Source organism: Rhodopila sp. (assembly GCF_035548235.1).
Taxonomy (GTDB): Bacteria; Pseudomonadota; Alphaproteobacteria; order Acetobacterales; family Acetobacteraceae; genus Rhodopila.
In genome coordinates this window covers 1-21270 of the sequence record NZ_DASZTJ010000216.1, presented here as the reverse complement: position 1 = coordinate 21270, position 21270 = coordinate 1, and the positions used below count along the sequence as shown (strand labels likewise).

The window sequence follows — 21270 nt, the reverse complement described above, 5'->3', positions numbered from 1 at the left end:
CGCCTACTCGGCGGCCGGCGCCGGCCGCACTTTCGCGGCGTGGGCGGAAAGCCCCTCACGAAACCAGGCACCGTCCTCCCATGCTTTGACGCGCGCGGCCAGGCGTTCGCGGTTGCAGGGACCGTTGCCGGCCAGGACATCGTGAAACTCCGACCAGTCGGGCTCGCTGAAGTCGTAACCTTCCTTGTCCTCGTTCCAGGCCAGGGCGGGGTCGGGGATCGTCAGGCCCAGATACTTTGCCTGGGGAACGGTCTGATCGACGAATTTCTGCCGCAGCTCATCATTGCTGTTGATCTTGATCCGCCAGGCCATGGACTGCGAGGAATGGACGGATTCCTTGTCCGACGGCCCGAACATCATCAGTGACGGATACCAGAAGCGGTTCAGCGCATCCTGCGCCATCGCCTTCTGTTCGGGCGTTCCCCGCGCCATCTTCATCATGATCGAATAGCCCTGGCGCTGGTGGAAGCTCTCCTCCTTGCAGATACGTACCATCGCCCGGGCATAGGGACCATAGGACGTCCGCTGCAACGGCACCTGGTTCATGATCGCCGCACCGTCCACCAGCCAGCCGATCGCACCGATATCCGCCCAGGTCAGGGTGGGGTAATTGAAGATGGAGGAGTACTTCATCCGCCCGCTGTGCAGCATGCCGACCAGTTCGTCGCGGCTGACACCTAGGGTCTCGGCGGCACAGTATAAATACAGGCCATGACCAGCCTCATCCTGGATCTTGGCCAGCAGGATCGCCTTGCGCTCCAGCGTCGGCGCGCGGGTCAGCCAGTTGCCTTCGGGGAGCTGTCCGACGATCTCGGAATGCGCGTGCTGGCCGATCTGGCGGATCAGGGTCTTGCGATAAGCCTCAGGCATATAGTCCTTCGGCTCGATACGCTCTCCACGGTCGATGCGGTCTTGGAACCCCTTGTCCAACGCCGCCCCCTCGGGGGAGGCGGTCGCGGCTTCGGCGGTCACCATCTGGGCATACATGCGAGCTTCCTCCCGTCCGTCACCGGCGCAGGATGGGATGTTATCGCAGCCTGCGCCGCGGGTCGCCTGCCCGGTTCTTATAATTCATCGACCGGTCGGTCAAATATAATACATCCCGGCCACCCGTCCTGGCGTCACTGATTGCAGATCGGCTGCTGGGCCGAGGATGAGTCGGGCGGTCCCGCCGAACACAGGTCATACTCATGGCCCGATCGCGTAGAGGGATCGCGGTAGGTATAAGGCTTGTTCCACGGGTCCACGGGGACACCCCCCTTCATATAGGGACCATTCCAGGCGGAGACCCCGGTCGGCCGCTCGACCAAGGCTTGCAGGCCCTGCTCCGTACTCGGATAGGTGCCGACATCGAGTTTGTACATATCGAGTACCGTGCCGATCCGCTCGATCGACTGCTTGGCAACCGATATCCGCGCGCCACCAAGCTGGCGGAGCGCGGCGGGGGCGACGAGGCCGATCAGAAGGCCCAGGATCGCGATGACCACGAGAATTTCGAGTAGCGTGAAGCCCCGCTCGTTGGGCCTGGTCGTGGTCGCCATAGATTTATCCATCGGTTTCATCGCAGCGGACTGATAGCACCGGCCGTTGGAACAACAAACGATCATCGTGGTTCGCAAAATAGTTTCACGCAACGGTCGCCATCGGCCTTGCACCAGCAACCCCGCCATGATTTCTGCGGCGGCGTGAATGGTTTGCTCGCTCTTGCTTCCGGCCCCCATGCCTGGATTCTCGCCGCCATCCTGGCGCCGTTCATCGGGAGCTTCCTGGGCGTCCTTATCACGCGCCTGCCGGAAGGGCGAGGCGTCGTGTTCGGGCGATCCCGTTGCGACCATTGCGGCCACGCGCTGGCCCCGCCAGAGCTGATCCCCCTGGCCAGCTTCCTTTTAAGCGGCGGCCGGTGCCGTTATTGCCGGGAGCCGATCGGCCTGCTCGCGCCCGGCGTGGAACTCGCCGCCGTGGCAGTGGTGGGCTGGAGTGCTACGGCCATGCGCGGGGCCGACCTCTGGCTCTCATGCATCTTCGGCTGGACGTTGCTGACCCTGGCCTGGATCGACCTTCGAACCTTGACCCTTCCGGATTGCCTGACCCTGCCGCTGGTGCTGACGGGCCTGGGCGCGATGGCGTGGCTGAACCCCGCCGACCTCCCCAACCATGCGCTGGCAGCGGCGCTGGGCTACCTACTGCTGTTCGGCACGGCCTGGGTCTATCGCGTGCTGCGGGGGCGAGACGGGATCGGACTGGGGGACGCGAAGCTGCTCGCGGCGCTGGGGGCCTGGCTGGGACTCGAAAGCCTGCCCATGGTGCTGTTCGTGGGCGCGTGCCTTGGCCTGCTGGCGGCGATCGCCCTGCGGCTGAGCGGCCGAGAGGTCTCGGCGGCGACGGCGATTCCCTTTGGGCCGTGTCTCGCGTTATCCGGGTGGTTGCTCTGGCTCTATCCGAATTGGCTGGTATTTGCCGGCGTAAACAGTTGATACTGTCTTCCCAAGCATAAATAACGCACGCAAGAGTGTGTCACAAAAGAAACACTACAACTGTCGATCGGTAGCTTTATGCCCTCCTTGCATCCAAACAAGGATCTTAGGGTGGTATTTCAAGCATCGCGCGCGTAACATGCTTCATTGAATGGTCACAGTGCCTTTCCTGTTCGGCGTCTATATGTCTCGGGTTTTTTAGTTCCGTTTATGTCGACACGATCCCGTCTAATACGTCCGATCTTCCAGCCGGATTCGGCTTCACGCATGGCGCACAAGGGTCTGGCCGCTTTTGACGGGGCGGAGCCCGCAGGAGATGCACGGCGGCATATTATTACGATATCATATTATATTCCCGTTCGACGCCGCCGAACCGTTCGATCATGATCGGTTTCCCTTCCTTCCCCGCCGTAGCCATGGACCGCACGGTTCGCGTCCCACCTGGTCGCGATACCCGTCGACGCGGACAGGTTTAAGGTTGCCTCTCCCAGGACCGCCCGCATGAAGCCGCATCACTATTTGGCGCTGATCGCGCTGCTCCTGATCGTGGATTTGACAAGCGGTTGCACCCGTGAGGACCGCATCAGTCCGCCCCCGATCGCGGAGTCCGCCTCGGACCTTGTGGCGGCGCAGCGCATCAACGGAAGCGTGTCGGCCCAGCCAACGGCGCGGCCTATCTATAGCTACGGGACGCCCCCGGTCACCGGCACCTTGCCGCAGGGCCCCAATCCCGGACCGGGCCCCTATACGCTGGAGTTTACGGATACCGATGTGCGGGAAGTCGTGGCCCAGATCCTGGGGACCATTCTGCACGTCAACTACACGATCGACCCCGCGGTCCATGGGACGGTCACGCTGCATACCGGACAATCGCTGAGCGGACGCCAGCTCCTGCCCACGTTGCAGAACCTGTTGGCGACCGTCGGCGCCGTGGTCATCGCCGATAACGGCCTGTTCCGCGTTGTGCCCATCAGCGCCGCTGGTGCGGCGGGAAGCCTGGTGCTGCCCCTGCATTATGTCTCGGCCGAGGACCTGGCGAAGGTGCTACAGCCGGTGGCGGGGCCGACGACCAAGATCACGGCCGAACCAGGTCTGAACGCCCTGCTGATCAATGGCGATCCGGTCCAGGTGCAAGCGGTGCGCGAGATGGTGGAGAGCTTCGACCAGGATGAGCTTGCCCATCAATCCTATGCCTTGCTGCCCGTCGCCAACGGGAGCGCCCGCGAGTTCGCCGACGCGATGCAGGAAGCGTTTCGCGGCAAGGCCGGTGGGGGGTTGGCCGGACTGGTGCGCGTCGTGCCGTTGGTCCGGCTCAACGCCGTGCTGATCGTTTCATCCCAACCCCGCTACATCGACGCCGCTCGGCAGGTGTTCTCGCTGATCGAGCAGCAGCGGCACGGCACGACGCGCAGTTGGCACGTCTATTACCTGCAGAACAGCAACGCGAACGACGTCGCCTATACGCTTCAGACGGCGTTCACCCCGAACAACGTGACCGCCGCCCCCAGCGCGAAGCAGCAGAACGGCGGCGGACGAGCCGGCCTCACCTTCAGCGGGTCCACGGGTGCCGGATCCAACCTGAGTACCGCCGGCATCGGCTCCTCGACCCTCGGCTCCAGTGCCCAGGCCTCCGGCGGAGTCAGCGGCGGCTTGAACCCCCTCGCGCCCTCGGGTGCTGACGCCAACCGGTCGGTTTCGGCTTCCCCCACTCCGGCGGCCGGGAACCCGCTGCTAGGTGGGCTGGAGACCGGATCGGCCAGCGACACCGGCGACAGCATGCGTATCCTGCCGAACAATCAGAACAACGCGGTGCTGATCTACGCGACCCCGCAAGAAGAAGACCAGGTGGTCGGCATCCTGCATAAGATCGACATCTTGCCGCTGCAGGTCGAGATCGACGCAACCATCGCGGAAGTCACCCTGAACGATACGCTGCAGTACGGCACGCAGTTCTTCTTCAAGTCCGGTGGCATCAACGGCATCCTCAGCACCGGGACCGCGGCGTTGACGTCACCGTCGACCGCTGGGCTGAACAGTTCCTTTCCTGGCTTTATCCTTAGCGGCAGTGGCCAGGGTGGCGTGCCGTTCGCCCTGTCCGCGCTGCAGGCCGTGACCCGGGTGAATGTGCTGTCCTCGCCGCAGATCACCGTTGTGGACAACCAGACGGCGCGGCTTCAGGTCGGCTCGTTGGTCCCTTACCTCTTGTCGAGCTCGCAAAGCACGCTGACGACCGGGTCGCCCGTGATCAACTCGATCGGCTATCAGCCAACCGGCGTGATCCTGGAGGTGACGCCGCGGGTCAACAGTGGCGGGCTGATCACGCTGGATATCTCGCAGGAGGTCAGCGACGTCGCCGCTACCGTGACGACATCCGGGATCCAAAGCCCAACTTTCACGGAGCGCAACGTCTCCTCGCGGGTGGTCGTGCAGGATGGGCAGACGGTCGGCATGGCCGGGTTGATCCAGGACTCGATCTCGAAGGGCAACCAGGGCATTCCGTGGCTGAAGGACATCCCGATCCTGGGCGCGCTGGTCGGGACGCAGAACAACACACGGCAGCGGACGGAATTGCTGGTGCTGATCACGCCGCATGTCATACCGGATCAGAGCAAGATGCGCCGCCTGACCGAGGACATGCGGGACGCATTGTCGTCGGCCGCGGCGGTACCGACCATCACGGCGAACGAACCGATCTCGGGGTCCAGCGACCCGAACGGCCCCCTCAGGGCGCGGATCCGGCGCCTCCTAGAGAAGCGCACGCACCCTTAGAGGTCCGGTACCTACGCGGCCCGCGCGGTTTGTAGCGCTGTCGCGTAGCGCGTCTTCCCGCCCAAATAGACGTCCAAGGACATCTCCCCGCCCGGCATGTCGGCGAACAACGCGGCGGGGAGTTCGGCGTCCCCACTCGTCCAGCGGATGCCGTTCCCCGGTTCATAGTCGTGGAACCCTTCCGCCAGTCTCTCGTCGTCCATCTCGACCACACGCACCCGCCTTCCGTTGCGCATGGCCAGCAGGCGCAGCGCGACACCAAGGACACGCGGATCCCGAGCGATCCCGAGTTCGTCGGGGGCGCCGGAGCGTGACCGAAGGCGGATCGTGCTGGACGCGTCCAACGGCGGCAGGCGGAAGGTATAGGTCCCGTTCGCGCCACGCTTCGGGTCCAGCCGGTCGCCGTTGATGGACAGGTGCAAGTCCGGCTCGTCCGTCAGGCGCGCGCCCGGCCTTGCCCCGGCACGTTCCAAGAGGCGGGACCAAATGGCATCGACGACCGGGCCGCCGGTCAGCACGGGGGCGCAGGGATGCTTGGGCGGGAACAACCAGCCGTCGTTGGCGTTCGCGAACAGCCAACGGTTGCCATCGTCGCGGTAGCTTTCGGCGACCGCGCCGTTCGCCAGCAGCAGATCGTGTGTTTCCAGTTCGACGTGGTAGACGGTCACTTCTCGAGAGGTGTGATCGTCCCAAAGGATCGAGCGGTGGTTGACCAGGAACTCCACCGGGATCAATACCTCGCCGGACGGGTCGTCGAAGAAGAAGGAATGACCTTTGGTCACGTGCAGGTCACGGTTCGGCACGTTGGGTGCGAAGGCGCCCTTGCGGATGATGACGGGGGTTGCCGCGGTGCGCTGGGAGCGCTGCGCCAGTACCTTTCCCTTTCCGATCCAAGTAATTGGCCGCTCGGCGCCGGAGGCTGTCAGAACAAGGTCGCCCCTGGCGAGTGTTTCGACCGTCCGATCGCCGTCGGGAGTGGCGATGTAGGTTCCCGGAAGGAAGCACAAGACGGCGAAGGAGCCGGTGGTGCCGAGCGTGATGCTGCCGTTTGTGGGGAAGGTCTTGTCGTAGGTGGAAATGTCCTGCGTTCCGACAACAACGTACAATCCGTTTGGCGTAAAAGTGCCGCCGGAGGACGTCCCTTCTTCGAGCAGCACTTCCGAACTGTTCCATGCGACGACCTCGGCGAGGGTCGTTGTGCCGGTCTGGCCGCTGCCCAGGGTTGGGGTCAGCTGAACTTCGCCGAAGGTGACGTTCGAATCGGCCGTGACGACGGTCGTCGTATAGGAAACGACATCCACGGGGTTCGGATTGCCGATAGTACCGGACCAGGTATCGTAAAGAGCGAGGTTGCCACTCGAATCGGGCGTGACAGTGTAGGTCCCGTCACTGTTGATGGTGATGCCGTCGTTGACGGACAGCGGCTCCGACCCTGTGAGCTCGGTGAACTTCGCTCCGTTCAGGTTGGAAATATTCACGGTAGCCATTCGGTTTTGCCTCCATCAATCTATAGCGCCTTGAAGCCGGTTGCTTGGACACACCGGCCATGCTTTTGCGCTGCAGGCCCAATTCACAACCTAGAACAATTATCAAAATGCCATTGATGCAATCGAGGTATTATCGATAAGCCCCGTCGCGATCTTTTCAACCAAAACACTTCAAGGCTAGGGAGCGTTACTTGGCACGTCAGCACACCGTGAGCAAGAGGGGGCAGCGGCAGGATGTCACGATCTTTGGACAGCGGGTTATCAACCCGATCCACTGCCGGCGGATGATCTCGCTGATAATCTTGATTTTTTGCGGATCAGCCGGATCCGAACCGCCGGAGCCGGAATCATTTGGATCCACGCACGATGGCCTTTGGGCCGGCTGCCGGCCCAGCCGAAGACGTTTCAATACACAGTCATTGGCTGCAATACGAGTAAGATTGCGCCACAATCCAACATAATGCGACTGTTGGTCGCATGTTGTTCTATGGGTCGACTTCCGGTTGCCTGCAATGACGTCATACCTCTTTGGCGCATTTGTATTTTTTGTATTCAACTCAAACGAAAATGGCTTTACATGTGGAGCCCTCAGGAAGGACAGGCAGCCGTGACTGAATTGCGACTTCTTTTGCGCAACGGCAGACCGATGGCGACAGATTTTGATCATGTGCTGGTCAGCGGCTCCCAATGACCGATGCTCCTTCCGGGGTAACATTGGATGCTTACTTGAAGGTACCGAATTACAAATAACGACAAAATCTTAATAGATGGTTAACGACCATAGAAATGATTTTGAACCAGCCATGGCGGCCTCCCCCGTGTTTGGGTTCTCTGCTATTCGTCCCGAGCCATGGATCGCAACATGGACCGGCCCGGATCGGGGATTGATCAATATGACCCCCAAGCTATGTCGGACAGATCCGGCACGATGGCGAGCGGTCCCCGGTGCGACGGCTCGATGCGGGGAGAGTTTTGATCGAACCCGCTGGATGAGCGACAAGGTGTACCAGCGACCAAGCTGAGAGCTTTCGCGTTGAGGAGTATGCTGTCCGGCGTGAAGCCCTTTCCCTTGCCCTCACGACCCCCCATCCACCTTCCCCCGTCCCGGCGCACCCGCGGGGGCACGGCGGGCTTTACCCTGCTCGAGGTCCTGATCGCGCTCATCATCGCCCTGATCGCCGGCACCGCGTTCCTGCGAACCGTCGGCAGCACCATACGCGCCACCGGGAACACCCTCGCCTATGATCAAGCCATCGTCCGTGCGGAGTCCCACCTGGCCGCCGCGGCCCATTTCGGCAGCCTGCATGCCGGCACCTGGGAGGGAGACGACGGCGGCGGCTACCATTGGCGCCTGCGGATCGTCCCGCTTCAGACCACACGGCTGGGGGAGACTGGAGCAGATAAGCCGCAGCCCGTATCGATCACGTTATATAGTATCGTCACCCAGATTTCGTGGCGCGAAGGCCTGACGACGCGAACCGTCAGCCTCGCGACCGAGCAGGCGGGTGCCTCATGAAGGCACGGCAGGCCGGATTCACCCTGATCGAGACGATGGTCGCCGTCGTGATCCTCGGCCTGATCCTGGTCGGACTGAGCCAGACCGTTCGCCTGGCGATGACGTCCTGGCAAACCGAGGTCAGATTGACGAAGCGCAATGTCGATTTCCTCAAGGTCGACAACGCCCTGCGTCCTCTTATCCGCGACCTGCAGCCAGGCGGTGGTATCGGTCCGCCACCGTTGATCGGCACACCCGACCTGCTGAGTGGGGTCAGCCGCATGGCCATCCCCTCCCTTGGTCCAGGCCGATCGCTGGTACAGATCGGGCTCGGTCGGTCGGGCAATCGTCTCGTGGTTCGCTGGAGCCCCTATATGCCGGGCCTTCCGGCCGGACGGCCAGTTCCCCCGCCCGAGGAGGAGACGATCGCAACCAATATCGACCGCGTCGTGATCTCCTACGGGGCGAATGGCACGTGGACGGACCACTGGACACAATCTGATCTACCGCAGCTCGTTAGGATCCACGTGGTTCTTGCCGGAGAACACGCACCGCGATGGCCCGATTTCGTCATTGCGCCAATCCAGATGGCACCATGACCCTTCCTCGCAAAGCCGGTTTCGCGACACTGCTCGTCCTGGTGACGATGGCCTGGCTGGCGCTGATTGGCCTGGAGATCGTTTCGGAAACGCGCATGAACGACCAGTTCGCCGAGAATCTCAGGCGCTCGGCAAACTTGGAGGCTGCCGCCCGAGGCGCCGTCATACATGCCGTCTATGCACATGCCGCCGCCCGGGAACCTGGGTTCGAGCCGAATGGACCACCTCAAACCATTACGGTCGGCGGTATACCGGTCGTCGTCACGATCCGACGCGAGTCGGATTTCATCAATATCAATACGTGCCCCCCCGCATTGATGGAATCGTTTCTCGTCGAGTTGGGTGTACCGCAGGAACGTGCATCAACGCTTGCGGCTGCCATCACCGCGTCCCACACGCGTCCGCTTGGACCACGTCCGGCCATCGCGGGTGCCGCGGCCTACGCGGCGACTGGACGGGCTTTCGGACCGTCGCGCGACTCATTCCGGTCGGTTGACGAGATCCGGGCCATACCAGGGGTCGATCAGAAACTTTTCGCTCTCATGGCGCCTCATCTGACGGTACTTTCAAACGACGGCCCCAATCCGTCGACACGCGATGCTATTGTCGCCCGCGCACTCGCGAGAGTAGCGGGCAACGCTACTCCTCAACCTGTTGCTGGAACTAACCCTCAACACGAAGTGCTGCGCGTAACCGCGACGATCAGAGAAGCACATGGATCCAGTTACTCCATTACCCTCGTTGCGCGGCCAGACTTTTCGTCCGCCGACCCAAGCGTCCGCATCCTGTTGAGAATGAGTTAGCGGGATATCCCGATTCACAATCATCTCAAAATACACGCTTATTTTCGTATTTCGATACTTCTTCTGCATAACGCGAAAAGTCCCATGTTGGCCTCTTAGTCCAATAAGCGCGCCCCAGACCTGGCTTATCCCCCCCTTTACGGACTAGCCTCTGCGTTCCACGATCCGCCCTGTCGCAGCGACGATTGGCTAAACATGAAGGATTCCGGAATTACAACCAGCGGGAGCGCGCGACACACCCGATGGTGGCACAATCTATGCGTTCGCGAAGCCGACAACCACGATTGAATAGTTATTCTCTCATCAGTTACTATGTTGTCGATAACAACTATCTGTGGTTGTGTATCAGTTAGTAGAATCTATAAAAATTTACGCAAATGCAAGATTATAGCTTGCTAACTGCAATGAGATGTCTTATCAAACAATCGTCCGGCCGGTGTTGTTGCAGGTTCGGCGTAGTGGAAATGCGAGATCAGTCGTTTGTACCGCACTCTTCCAAAATGGACGGGGTGTTATGTTGTAAAATCAGAATAGTTTGATATCCAGAGACAGGCCGGATCCCCAAGCGGACCTCGCCGCACTGTGATCTCGCCGGCAATGATGTAGGACGCCACCCGCAGCCCGTGGGCCGGACCTAATATCTGAAAAGTATTGGTAGGCCGCGAAGTGAGTAAATAAAGTTTTGGTAGTTGGCAGCGTTACCACCGAAGAGTGCAGGAACGAGACAGATCGACATGTCCAGCGACATAAGCGCCACTTTCTCTCGCGATATGGATCCTGCTGCGGGTAACCTGGCCGAACGGTGGTCCACAAGGTCGCCTGCTCCCGCGACGTCTGCGGAAGACCCCCGTCTCAGTTGCCTATCTCGCGGCGAACCCGAGTCGGGACGCCCCCGGAATGACGGGACTGCTGACGATCATACTGTGCGAGTAGAAAGTTATAGCCAAACAGTGCAGCTTTCACGCGCGCCTTTGACAGAGCACCATCTCAGGGGCGATGCCAATCAGAGGCGGCTGATCTATATTGGTCCCCTGACGCCAAGGGCTGGTGTGGCGGATGTCTTCGAGATTCTCGCTGCTTGGGCCGATGACAGACCCTATGTCCACATCGAGATAACCTGGTACGGTGATGGAGCCTTGAAAGGTATTCTGCAAGCGCAGCCGCTTCCGGCGAATATGCACCAGATGTTCAAGAATCCAGCAACTGATGTGGGACCAGATTTCAGTTGTTATGATCTCTGCGTGATGCCTTCTGACCAACAGTCGCTCAAGGAATGGGGCGCCAGCCTCAAAGGTCTGAAGGGTCTTTCGATTACGGACGACAACTTGACCGAACTTCTTCTGGCCGCCAAGGATCAGGTTGAGGTGTGGGCTTGCAGCCCGTCCCGCGGTACGGATCTGGTGCGGCTTCTGGACTGCATCCCCCGACGAACCGTCACGACCTGAACGCAAGAGTTTCAAGGTCACACCTATCGAGTTCACACTGAGAACGACACTAACCCTGTCATCTTTCACACGGACTGCTATACTGATGTCGAGTACTTTCTCTCGCGGCGAAAACGGACGAGGTTCCGCTAGTCAGCTTCGCGAACTTGGCCACAGGCGCCGGTTGTCGCCGACCAGAGCCGCATCCTTCGCCTGGGGCGCGGCTGCCACTGATGCACGAGGACAAGCCGCGCGGCGAAACCCGCTATCGATCCTGACGGGGGCTGTCGGCGTCGCTGACTGGCTCGCGGTCTTGTTGCCCCCCATGATCGTTCCGGCCTTTAATATTCAAGGCTCGACCGATTCGCTGATCAACGTCCTCTTTTCCGCCTTCGCATCGTTTCTAGCGCTTAATCTGCTCTGGATCTGCGGCGCGTACGGACAAAACTTGTCGGACAGGCTGCCCGACCAGGTTCGTCGGGCGTGGCTGGCCCTTGTCCTGACGATGGCCGCGATCAGCGGCCTGGTGCTGCTGACAGGAGCACCCGCCGATCACTCGGCGCTGATAGCCTGGCTGCTGATCGATCTTATCGCCCTCTTCGCCATTCGTCTCGGTGTGGTTACGGTCGTAAGCTTCTTGCGCGCGCGAGGGCAACTAGCGACGACGGCCGCAGTCATCGACCTCGTCGATCAAGGCGGCAGCTTCGCGCAAGGGCTGACGCGCAATGCTCCAGAACTCTACTTGGCTGGCGTGTTTTTCGCCGATGACGTTGCTGCACCGGGCAGGGCGCTCAGCGATCTCGTCAAACTTGCTGGACTTTTCAGGATCGACGACGTGTTCGTCCGCGTTGGCCTGGGAACCGCCGAGTCGACTCTGTCAAATGTCCTGCGGATGCTGAATGTCATCCATACGCGGGTCCATGTCTGCCCGGATATTCCCCATCTGTCCTCGACGCCCATCCATCGCACGGGCGTCGTGCATGGCGCCGTCGCGTTGACGACACAGAAGCTGCCAATCGAAACCTGGGGCAGCGTGGCCAAGCGGATTGAGGATCTCGTGCTGGCCAGCGTCGCATTGATCGTCGCAATGCCGGTGATGGTGCTCGTCGCGATCGCCATCAAACTGGACAGCCCGGGACCGGTATTCTTCCACCAGGCACGGCAAGGCTTCAACAACAACACGATTACCGTCCTGAAATTTCGGACGATGAAGCATAACACCAACGATAACTTAGGGATCGGTCGCGTGGTGCAGGCAACGCGGGGCGATGCACGCATCACCCGGGTGGGACGATTTCTGCGCCGGAGCAGCATTGATGAAGTACCTCAGCTCTTCAACGTCCTGAAGGGTGAGATGTCACTCGTTGGACCAAGGCCCCATGCGATCGCCCATAATGAGCAGTACTCCGCGTTGATCACGGAATATCTCGGTCGGCATCGCGTTCAGCCCGGCATCACCGGCTGGGCGCAGGCCAACGGCTTCCGCGGCGAGACGGACACGCTCGAGAAAATGCGCAGCCGCGTTGAGTACGACCTCTACTACGTCGAGAACTGGTCGATCCTTTTCGACCTACGCATCATCGCCCAGACAGCCTGGTCGATTATTTTCGGACGGAATGCCTATTGAGGTCAGCCCGGAGGTAGCACCTCGCGACGCGATAAACGGCCGCCTGACAGCGGCCGTTTTTTTTGGCGGGCGTGACAAATCGCGCTGGACGCGCAAAAGTGCCCGATGTGCATACAGCAAGTTTACCCCGAAATCAAAATTCAATCTCCGACGGGGAAATGCTTGCTTCAGGATGCGTAAATCTGTTAGAAGTTGCGCGGGAAATGATACAAGTTCTGTATCATACAAGTCAAAAGACTAAACGTCACATGAGCTCATCATCCTATTGTGGTTCTCGGCCTTCTCTGACCGGTAGGGGGCGTTCCCGATCCATCTTTCATGGTATTGTCGGCACGGGCCTTGCCTGCCTCGCCGGCTGCTCGACCCTGCCAAAGGCAGGTCCTACCACGAGCCAAATCATCGACCAGGCACAAGCTGAGAAGAAAAACTTTGATTTCCTGGAGATTGATCGGCGCGTGGTCGACGCGCTTGGACGTCAACCCGCTAGTGGCTTCAAGGCAAGTTTCGAACAGTACGGGCGCCCCGCGGAACCGACGATCGGGGTCGGCGACTCATTGTCGATCTCCATCTGGCAATCAGGCGTTGCATCCCTGTCCGGAAGCCAAGGCACCGCGGTTGCTACGACGCCCGCCGAAAATGATACGACCCGGCCACCAATCGCGGTCCCCGACCAGGTCGTCTCCTCCGATGGCTCGATCGTCGTACCTTATGCGGGTAGGATTCGTGCAACCGGGCAGACGATTGCCGGTTTGGAGTCCACTATCACCAGGCGCCTGGCAGATCGTCTCGTCGAACCACAAGTGATCGTGTCTCTGACGAAGTCTGTGACAGACACCGTGACAGTCTCCGGCGAAGCAATCGGCACCGTCCGCGTCCCCCTCTCAGCCCGAGGCGATCGTGTGCTGGACGTCATAGCTGCCGCTGGCGGATCGAAAACTCCTACTTACGAGACCTTCGTCCGGTTATCCCGCAATGGGGTCACATCGACCATGTCGTTGTCCAGATTGACCTCAGATCCCAGTCAGAACATCTATGTCTGGCCCAACGACACAATCAACTTGCTTCATGCGCCTGAGACATTCGTGGTCATGGGCGCGACGACGAACAACAATCAACTCTCGTTCGGCGCCGACGACATAAACCTGGTCCAAGCCCTCGCAAAAGCTGGCGGACTGATGGATACGCGCGCCGATCCTCGCGGTGTATTTCTGCTGCGGTTTGAACCAACCCGGGTTGTCGAGGCTGAGGGGGCGACACCGCTTCCGATGGGGGCATCAGGCCTCACCCCCGTCGTCTATCACCTGGATCTCGAGAAAATTGGCGGATATTTTCTCGCGGCCCAGTTCCCGATTCACAACAACGATGTTCTTTATGTCGCGAATTCCCGTTCCGACTCCGCGCAGAAGCTGTTTACTCTGATCGGTACGTTGAGCGGACCTGTCGTCAGCGGCGCCGTTATTTCTCGGGGCGTTCAATAAGGCACAAGGACGGCGCTGTGGTTGAAGCGCCGTCCCTCTCAGCGCGCCGGCGAAAGCTCCGAATAGTCATGGCAGGCTGCTTCGTCAGTCCGTGGCGCCGGCGTTACGTGGTTATTTAACAGTCCTAGGCGAACTGCCACATCCTAGTAAAACAACGCGACAGGACGAGGGGCAATGAGTTCCTCGGCACGTGCCGTGCCGCTCACGAGATAGCTTCAGAATGCGACCGGGCTCGATAAAGGTGATGATCCCGTGCGCCATCGGGACAGCCACCTGCCCTTGCCCTCGTATCGACAGCACTATAGCGGTATAAGAATGGTTACATCGATCTTCCAAGATCCCGACCGACCCCAGGCACTTTGCAGGAAGACCGTTCGACCGCCACCGTTTGGACACCGTCATGGGAACTGAAGAACACGAACAACGGTATATGCCGTAGAGGGCGAAAAGCTGTTCCGACAGAGTCTCCGACAGCAACTCCATACTGCTGCTGAGGCTCCGCTTGTCGATTGCAGCCTTGACCCTGTTGCGCTCGCCCCTCTGGGCCGACGATCATTCAGTCGCACATCAAGGGATATTCTACGATCCTATGGAAAGTATCGACAGTAAAGTAACCGAGTCGCGCATCGATTCCTCGTTCCGTCCCTTTAGCCGGAAGGCAGGCAAAATGCGTTCCCGAACGGTCAGGCAGATAAACGGGACGGGCCCAGGTCCTTATTGGCGCCCCGCCGAAATCCTTGTCGAACGATATGCCTGATCGTCAGGCCCACAAAGATCGAATTGTCGATCAGATACCGCTTTGCCAGTCTGCGCGGTTCAGAGGCCAGGCGGAACAACCACTCGGTTCCCGAACGTTGCATCCAGAGTGGCGCCCGAGGCTTGGTTCCCGCGTAGAAGTCGAAAACCGCCCCGACACCCAGCAGGGCCGATGCTTCGATCTTGCCGAACATCTGGGCCATCCAGCGCTCTTGCTTCGGCATGCCGAGACCAACCCAGACGAAATCCGCGCCAGAGGCGCTGATCTCAGCGATATACGCTGCATCCTCTTCCGGCGTCAGCGCTCGGAACGGGGGTGATCTATAACCGGCGACGATGATACCGGGATACGCTTCCTTCACACGCTGGGCCAACTGTTCGACGACAGCCGGACTGCCGCCGTAGAAATAGTGCCGATATCCGCGCTCAATGCCGTAGCGGCAGACTGCGTCGAAAAGATCCGAACCGCACACTCGCCTGGAGGCCGCGTCGCCGGAGCGGCGGCACCACCATGCCATTGGCATACCGTCCTTCGTTGCGATCTGAGCTCCGTTCAAAGCGGCCCTGATCTTAGGGTCACGCTGCGCGGTGACGATACCATGGACCGACACGCAACAGACATAGCCCTTCAACCCTTTGGTACGCCAGCTATCGAGGGTTGCAACCACATCAGGTAGATTTGCAGGTGAGATGCCAACACCCAGCACATCAATGCGGCGGTCGTCGCCGGCGGCGATATTCTCAGAGGTCTTAGCCGGTGGTCTTAACGTTACGATTTGTGCGGAAGGTCTCGGAACGGCACTATCATACGCGAACGCTTCGGACATACCCGTATCGCCTCTTTCATTATAACGTATTCAAGCAAGTCCCGCTTGCGGAACGTGAACCGCACGTAAAACCCGTCAACAAAGCACGCGGCAAATCTGTAAGGAAAGCGATGCCCGAAATAGTCAGACATCACCAGAAATGAAGAGTGCGATGCCGATGGACCCTGATGCGACCTCTCGAACCCTGTCGAAAAAATAGCAAAAAGAAGAATTTTGTCAAGCATTCGTATTGCGACATGTGACAAAACACCGGCACATTACGAAGTTTACCCGCACGCCAAGGCAAGCAATCAAGCTCATCAACAGCCGAAAGCGCGTCTTACGACTGCGACCGATTTGCCAGGAGTGCCGCATGCATGCGAACGAGCTTCGACCCGTAAGCGCCGACCTCAAACTTCTCAAGGAACGTCAGCCGAGCATTGCCGCCAAGAAAGGTTCGGAGCAGAGGCTCTGTTATCACTCGGCGCAAGGCCTTCGCCAGACCGGGGACATCCCCGGGTGCGACCAGCAGGCCGGACTGACCGTCTTCGATGACCTCGTCGTGTGCACCGACCGGCGTCGTGACGACCGTCAGCCCATAGGAAAGGCCTTCCAGCACGGACATAGCCATCCCCTCTGCATAAGAGGGAAGAACGACCACATCGGCCTCACGGTAGAGCTGGCTCGCGGCCTGCTGATTGATCCACCCCGGAAACGTCACCTTGTCCGCGATCCCGAGGCTTTCAGCCAGTTTCGCGTATCGGGGGATGTCCCCGCCACCCGCCAGTGTCGCACGCCAGTCAAGGCCGATGATGGTCTGGTCGGCCAAAGCATTTAGAAGGTCGGGCACACCTTTCCGTTCGCTCAGATGACCCAGGAAGGCGATCCTGATTGGGCCGCTTTTCTCGTGTGGCCCTGGCGGATCCACCTCCAGCGGGTCGGGTACGGCGTTGTGCAGAACCACGACTTTCGCGGGATCCAGCAGCATCGCGTCAATCATGCGTTGCCGCTCGCCCATGCCAAGAACCAGGACGCGATCGGCAGCCCTGAACATGCCCCTGACTCGCCGCTGCATGAACGGACCACGCTTGCTGTAGTCGGCAGCGTAGGCGTAGTCGTGGACATGCAGCAGATACGGCAACCTGAGACCACGCAGGCACGTCGACAGAACTAGCTTCCGCAAGGTGCTGCCTCGGCCCGTGACGTTGACATGGATGAAGGTCCGCTTCGGGCTCAGCCGCAACGCCAGCAGTTTCGCCAGCGCCCCGGCCAGATAAACCAGGGCGCCAGCCGTATGGATTCGAGACGCTCCCAAAAACCACGGTCCACGGGAGTCGATGACTCGGTAGTCGATCCCGTGCGTCCGCCCCTCGAGGGCCTTCAGGGCGTAGCCCATCTGTCGACCGATGCCGCCGCCGTTTTCAAGCCCACCGGGACAGATTACCGCAATCTGTCCTCGATAGTCTTGCCGCTCGCCGGATTTCATATCATCCGAAACCAACCTTTCGGGCGGCCGGTCCGAGCTGTCCTGCCAGGTCAGTTTCGACGGTTGCATCCTGCCGCGCCGTCCTCAGTCCGCCGCCAACGGCATGTTCGACTGCGTCTGGCGCTCGATCCACTTATAGGTAACCGCCAGGCCGGTCTTCAGTGGCTGCGAGGGCTGCCATCCCAGCGTGTCATAGATCAACCGATTGTCGGAGTTGCGGCCACGCACGCCGGTCGGTCCCGGAATATGCCGCTTTTCCACACGCTTCCCGGCTACGTCCATGATCATGTCGGCGAGCTGGTTGATCGTCACCATCTCTTCCGATCCAATATTGAACGGTCCACGGTGGTTCGACCGCATCACCCGCAGTGTGCCCTCGATGCATTCGTCCACGTAAAGGAACGAACGCGTCTGCTTACCGTCTCCCCAGATTTCGATGTGTCCGCCCGAGGCTGCCATCGCGATCTTGCGGCACAGCGCTGCAGGCGCCTTTTCGCGGCCACCAGTCCAGGTGCCCTCGGGACCGAAGATGTTGTGGTAGCGCGCGACACGCACATCCATGCCATGGCAGCGGCCATAGGTCAGATAGAGCCGCTCGCTGAACAGCTTTTCCCATCCATATTCACTGTCGGGCGCGGCCGGATAGGCGGAGCTTTCCTCGCAATTCGGCGAATCCGGATCCTGCTGGTTATAGGCCGGATAGATGCAGGCCGAGGAGGAATAGAAAATCCGTCGAATCATCCGCTTCTGGCATGCGTCCAGGACGTTCAGGTTGATCGTGCCCGAGTTATGCATGATCTCGGCATCATTCTCGCCGGTGAAGATGAAGCCCGCGCCACCCATATCGGCGGCGAGCTGATAGACTTCGTCGAACCGCCGATCGATGACATGCCGGCAGAGATAAGGATCGCGCAGATCGCCAATGACGAAATCGTCGGCGGCCGTTTCGGCGTACTCATGACTTTTCAGATCGACACCGCGGACCCAGAAGCCTTCTGACTTCAGACGCTTGACCAGATGGCCGCCGATAAATCCGCCTGCACCACACACTAGCGCACTTCGCATATGACACTCCTGCTAGACGTCCAACCGGACGGACCGTCCTGTTTGATGAAAAGTCCCCAAGATTTCAGAACAAATCTCAGTCAGTGTTCTGACTCACCGCCATTTACTACCGAAAAGACTTAGATTTCCTGCTTAGTCAGGCCCGTTCATCCTTGGCATCGGTATATCTTTCCGATGTAACGACCGTTAGCGGGGGCCAGACGGGGTCGTTCCTGAACTCCACAGTCATGCCGCCGTGTTGGTCAGTGTTGAACTGCGGCTGCACGAGAACATTCGAACGGTTCAACAAGACACCGACGATCCGCCGCCGATAGGGAACCAAGGCGGCAAGCGCAGTTCGTGTCGATTTCGCCCGAAGTTGCGAACGATCCACGACGACCAGGATCTTGTCGACCATCCCCGCGAGCGCCGCGACACCGGCGCCTGCATCGATCGGTGGCGTATCGATCACGACATAATCATATCGGGTTCGCAAGGCACGCAGCAACTCCGCCATCCGCTTCGATGCCAGCAGATCATCGGTGCGCGCTGTTGCGGCGCCCATGCTCAGGACATCGAAGCCATGAGTCGAATCGGTAGTGATGGCCGTCAGGACATCAGCGTTGCCGCTGAGGATATCGGCCAGACCCACCCCGCTCTCGCAATCGGTTTCACCCGGCCGGAAGAACTCACATTTGACGACAATCGCCCGTTGGCCTGCCGCGACGCAGGATGCGGCGAACAGGGTCGACAGCGTCGATACACCCGCGTCACCGGACGCCGATGTGAGCATCACGTTCAATGGCATCCGCTCGAGCGACGGCATCCGCATCGCGATCCGGATGTCGCGCATCGCCCGCGCAGCCGTCACCGCGCTATCAGCCTGTGCCGAACCCAGCGCCGTCTGCTCCCTGCTCTCTGCCGCCAATCGCTTGACGTCCAGCGGCGGCACGCTCGCAATCACCGGATAACCCTGCAACCTGCTGACCTGCGTTCCGAAGACATCATTGCTCTTCACGAATTCCAGGCCTAGCGCGGCGCCCACACCCATCAACAGGCCCAGCATACCGCCCACGCCAAGGAAAATCTTGGCCGACGGGAAATAAGGACTGACCGGGACAGAGGCTGGCGAAATGATCCGCTTATCCGACAGATCGGCCGAACGAGTCGCCTCGATCTCGTTGTATCGAGCAAGGAACGCGTCATACTGCTTCCGGTCTACCGCCTGAGCGCGGCTAAGCTCCTGGACCTTGATGTATGCGGCAGAGTTCGTACGCTGAGAGGTGAGGCGCTGCATATCCTGCGACAGCGACTGCTGCCGCCGCAAAGCGATGTCGTAGCCGGCCTGCAAGTCGGCAACCGCGCGCTGCGACTGATCCTCGATGGCCTTATTGAGTTCCGTCAACTGCGCTTGGAGCGTCACGACCCGGACATGGCCGTCACCCAGCTTCTCACGCAGGGTCGCCAATTGCTGCGTCATCAACGTACGCTGGGACTGAAGCTGGTTGAGCGCCAGCGCGCTCGGCCCGTCGTTAGCGCCCAGGGCAAGATCCTGCCCCAGGGCAAGGCTTTGCCGCGCCTGGTCGAGTCGCGCCTTCTTGTCGGCGACATCGGCACGCGCGGTCGTCACCTGCTCATTCAACTGCGCGATCTGTCGCTCGAGCAGCGCCTCGGATCCCGTGTCCTGGATGGAGTTCGCCGCACTCAGCGCCGAAACCGCCTCGTCATTCGCAGTGATCCGGGCCTTCAGCTCGTCAATCCGCTCCTTTAACCAGATTGATTGCTCCGTCAGCACTTTCTTCCTGACGTCGTTCTGATCAGCCAAGTAATCGTTGACGATCGTTTCGGCGAGCTTCTGAGCCAGCTTCGGACTCTCGGACCACGCGGAGACCGACAGCACATAGGTCAGCGGCACCTGTTTGACTGAAAAATGGGACATCAGGGCGGTGATCGTGTCGTTCTGCACCTGCCCCTCGGACAGGGCGCCACCTGCCGTCCGCGGCATGCAGGCCGACTGCTGATCGGCCCGCATGAAACCTAGAACGGGACAGACAACGTAGCGCTGAACCGCGTATTCCATTTGCGCGCGGATCCGTACGAGCAGCGGCGCCCGACGGAATTCCGGCACGTCATCAAGGTTCAGGTTTTTAATGACACGCTCCGCCAGCGCCAGCGATTCAAATACCTTGATCTGAGTATTCATCGCCACCGTGTCGAAATCCCTGGCCATGTCGCCGCCCTTCGCGGCGATATCAGGGGGGCGTTGCGGGTCGAACATCTGAATCTCGACCGTCGATCCATATCGGGCGGGCATGAAATGAAACAGCGTGGCCGCCAGCGCCAGGACGCCCAGGAATATCGATACTGCCAAGCGCCACCGTCGCGCCGCGCCTAAAAGAAGCGCAACTATATCCAGCCCTGCCGCCTCGGGTGCAGTTGCCGAGGGCAGCATGGGCATCGGATCCGGCAGTGCTGGATAATCCTGCGTCAAGCTTTCCGTCCGATCGTCAAAGTATGTTTGGTCTGGAAGGTGGCGAAACACACGCGACCTTGCGCGTTCGCTCTTATATCGAGCATGCACAGAGACCGCTGTTATGACAACCTATTTTTTGGTGAAACACTGCGACAAACTACTACCTATAGTAGTATATTGCACTCATCAATCGCATAACATCTTGAATTATAATAATTCCCTAATCCGAGACGTCTGAAAAAAATGATGAGTTTTTTAAAAAATAACACGAAGTCTTCCCCTCAAGCGAGTAACACTCCTCGCCCAGTCAACTCAACAGCGTATCCCCCACAACCGGGTTGGGCAGTCCTTAGAATGAGACTATTCCTCGTTATTACATCCAGAAACCTACTCATGATAGCATTATCATTATACCCGCGTTTCCTTAGCCAAGATCGGCCACGCAATCGCTGCCTCCAATGTCAGGATGCCAAAACTCAATATTTGTCCATCAACTTTGCGAGATAGCGAATGGCATCTATCTCTAAGTCGGCCTCATCGAAGGGTGAA

At 59.8% G+C, this 21270-nt stretch carries 15 protein-coding genes; 8 read left to right on the top strand and 7 right to left on the bottom strand.

The annotated features are described in order from the left end of the window. Nucleotides 1-3: 3 nt before the first annotated feature. Together paaA and gspG are read right to left on the bottom strand one after the other, a co-directional pair. The gene (paaA, locus tag VHB27_RS17975; protein WP_325603030.1) at nucleotides 4-987 is read right to left on the bottom strand and encodes a 1,2-phenylacetyl-CoA epoxidase subunit PaaA; all 984 of its coding nucleotides are present in this window, start codon (nucleotides 985-987) and stop codon (nucleotides 4-6) included. A 134-nt stretch (nucleotides 988-1121) separates the two neighbouring features. Next, on the bottom strand, nucleotides 1122-1541 hold the full coding sequence (gspG, locus tag VHB27_RS17970; protein WP_325603028.1) for a type II secretion system major pseudopilin GspG: 420 nt from the start codon (nucleotides 1539-1541) through the stop codon (nucleotides 1122-1124). Nucleotides 1542-1649: 108 nt separating this feature from the next. On the opposite strand from gspG, the gene VHB27_RS17965 reads away from it, so the two are divergent. Further along, the gene (locus VHB27_RS17965; RefSeq protein ID WP_325603026.1) at nucleotides 1650-2474 is read left to right on the top strand and encodes a prepilin peptidase; all 825 of its coding nucleotides are present in this window, start codon (nucleotides 1650-1652) and stop codon (nucleotides 2472-2474) included. 501 nt (nucleotides 2475-2975) lie between these two features. Further along, the gene (gene gspD / locus VHB27_RS17960) at nucleotides 2976-5243 is read left to right on the top strand and encodes a type II secretion system secretin GspD (protein WP_325603024.1); all 2268 of its coding nucleotides are present in this window, start codon (nucleotides 2976-2978) and stop codon (nucleotides 5241-5243) included. 11 nt (nucleotides 5244-5254) lie between these two features. On the opposite strand, the gene VHB27_RS17955 is transcribed toward gspD, so the two are convergent. Beyond that, entirely contained in the window at nucleotides 5255-6730 is a 1476-nt protein-coding gene (locus VHB27_RS17955) for a Hint domain-containing protein (protein WP_325603022.1), read from the bottom strand. Between the two features lie 1042 nt (nucleotides 6731-7772). Here VHB27_RS17955 and VHB27_RS17950 point away from each other — a divergent pair. The 6 genes from VHB27_RS17950 to VHB27_RS17925 all read left to right on the top strand — a co-directional run bounded on the left by VHB27_RS17950 (nucleotide 7773) and on the right by VHB27_RS17925 (nucleotide 14156). Continuing rightward, nucleotides 7773-8246 (top strand): prepilin-type N-terminal cleavage/methylation domain-containing protein, encoded by a 474-nt coding sequence (locus VHB27_RS17950; protein ID WP_325603020.1) that lies wholly within the window; start codon nucleotides 7773-7775, stop codon nucleotides 8244-8246. Continuing rightward, on the top strand, nucleotides 8243-8824 hold the full coding sequence (locus VHB27_RS17945) for a prepilin-type N-terminal cleavage/methylation domain-containing protein (RefSeq protein ID WP_325603018.1): 582 nt from the start codon (nucleotides 8243-8245) through the stop codon (nucleotides 8822-8824). Before VHB27_RS17950 ends, VHB27_RS17945 begins: the two co-directional genes overlap by 4 nt. Further along, complete coding sequence (locus VHB27_RS17940) at nucleotides 8782-9627, top strand: hypothetical protein (RefSeq protein WP_325603016.1); 846 nt, start codon at nucleotides 8782-8784, stop codon at nucleotides 9625-9627. Before VHB27_RS17945 ends, VHB27_RS17940 begins: the two co-directional genes overlap by 43 nt. 950 nt (nucleotides 9628-10577) lie before the next feature. Continuing rightward, nucleotides 10578-11072 (top strand): hypothetical protein, encoded by a 495-nt coding sequence (locus VHB27_RS17935; protein WP_325603014.1) that lies wholly within the window; start codon nucleotides 10578-10580, stop codon nucleotides 11070-11072. 304 nt (nucleotides 11073-11376) lie between these two features. Continuing rightward, nucleotides 11377-12678, top strand: a complete 1302-nt coding sequence (locus VHB27_RS17930; protein WP_325603012.1) for an undecaprenyl-phosphate glucose phosphotransferase — start codon at nucleotides 11377-11379, stop codon at nucleotides 12676-12678. 248 nt (nucleotides 12679-12926) lie between these two features. Then, nucleotides 12927-14156, top strand: a complete 1230-nt coding sequence (locus tag VHB27_RS17925; RefSeq protein ID WP_325603010.1) for a polysaccharide biosynthesis/export family protein — start codon at nucleotides 12927-12929, stop codon at nucleotides 14154-14156. A gap of 683 nt (nucleotides 14157-14839) precedes the next feature. On the opposite strand, the gene VHB27_RS17920 is transcribed toward VHB27_RS17925, so the two are convergent. The 4 genes from VHB27_RS17920 to VHB27_RS17905 form a co-directional block, all read right to left on the bottom strand. Next, nucleotides 14840-15739, bottom strand: coding sequence for a WecB/TagA/CpsF family glycosyltransferase (locus tag VHB27_RS17920; protein WP_325603008.1), 900 nt, complete (start codon nucleotides 15737-15739; stop codon nucleotides 14840-14842). Between the two features lie 319 nt (nucleotides 15740-16058). Beyond that, entirely contained in the window at nucleotides 16059-17273 is a 1215-nt protein-coding gene (locus VHB27_RS17915; RefSeq protein WP_325603006.1) for a glycosyltransferase family 4 protein, read from the bottom strand. 15 nt (nucleotides 17274-17288) lie between these two features. Next, nucleotides 17289-18269 carry an NAD-dependent epimerase/dehydratase family protein gene (locus VHB27_RS17910; protein ID WP_325603004.1) on the bottom strand — a complete coding sequence of 327 codons (981 nt, stop codon included), beginning with the start codon at nucleotides 18267-18269 and terminating at the stop codon, nucleotides 17289-17291. A 136-nt stretch (nucleotides 18270-18405) separates the two neighbouring features. Next, nucleotides 18406-20739 (bottom strand): GumC family protein, encoded by a 2334-nt coding sequence (locus VHB27_RS17905; protein ID WP_325603000.1) that lies wholly within the window; start codon nucleotides 20737-20739, stop codon nucleotides 18406-18408. Nucleotides 20740-21270: the final 531 nt, after the last annotated feature.

What these genes read in the sequence shown, in the direction of transcription:
- paaA (WP_325603030.1), bottom strand. Translation starts at nt 987, where the DNA reads ATGTATGCCCAGATGGTGACCGCCGAAGCCGCGACCGCCTCCCCCGAG.
- VHB27_RS17955 (WP_325603022.1), bottom strand. Translation starts at nt 6,730, where the DNA reads ATGGCTACCGTGAATATTTCCAACCTGAACGGAGCGAAGTTCACCGAG.
- VHB27_RS17925 (WP_325603010.1), top strand. Translation starts at nt 12,927, where the DNA reads ATGAGCTCATCATCCTATTGTGGTTCTCGGCCTTCTCTGACCGGTAGG.
- VHB27_RS17910 (WP_325603004.1), bottom strand. Translation starts at nt 18,269, where the DNA reads ATGCGAAGTGCGCTAGTGTGTGGTGCAGGCGGATTTATCGGCGGCCAT.
- VHB27_RS17940 (WP_325603016.1), top strand. Translation starts at nt 8,782, where the DNA reads ATGGCCCGATTTCGTCATTGCGCCAATCCAGATGGCACCATGACCCTT.
- gspG (WP_325603028.1), bottom strand. Translation starts at nt 1,541, where the DNA reads ATGGCGACCACGACCAGGCCCAACGAGCGGGGCTTCACGCTACTCGAA.
- VHB27_RS17950 (WP_325603020.1), top strand. Translation starts at nt 7,773, where the DNA reads ATGCTGTCCGGCGTGAAGCCCTTTCCCTTGCCCTCACGACCCCCCATC.
- VHB27_RS17915 (WP_325603006.1), bottom strand. Translation starts at nt 17,273, where the DNA reads ATGCAACCGTCGAAACTGACCTGGCAGGACAGCTCGGACCGGCCGCCC.
- VHB27_RS17945 (WP_325603018.1), top strand. Translation starts at nt 8,243, where the DNA reads ATGAAGGCACGGCAGGCCGGATTCACCCTGATCGAGACGATGGTCGCC.
- VHB27_RS17920 (WP_325603008.1), bottom strand. Translation starts at nt 15,739, where the DNA reads ATGTCCGAAGCGTTCGCGTATGATAGTGCCGTTCCGAGACCTTCCGCA.
- VHB27_RS17930 (WP_325603012.1), top strand. Translation starts at nt 11,377, where the DNA reads ATGATCGTTCCGGCCTTTAATATTCAAGGCTCGACCGATTCGCTGATC.
- gspD (WP_325603024.1), top strand. Translation starts at nt 2,976, where the DNA reads ATGAAGCCGCATCACTATTTGGCGCTGATCGCGCTGCTCCTGATCGTG.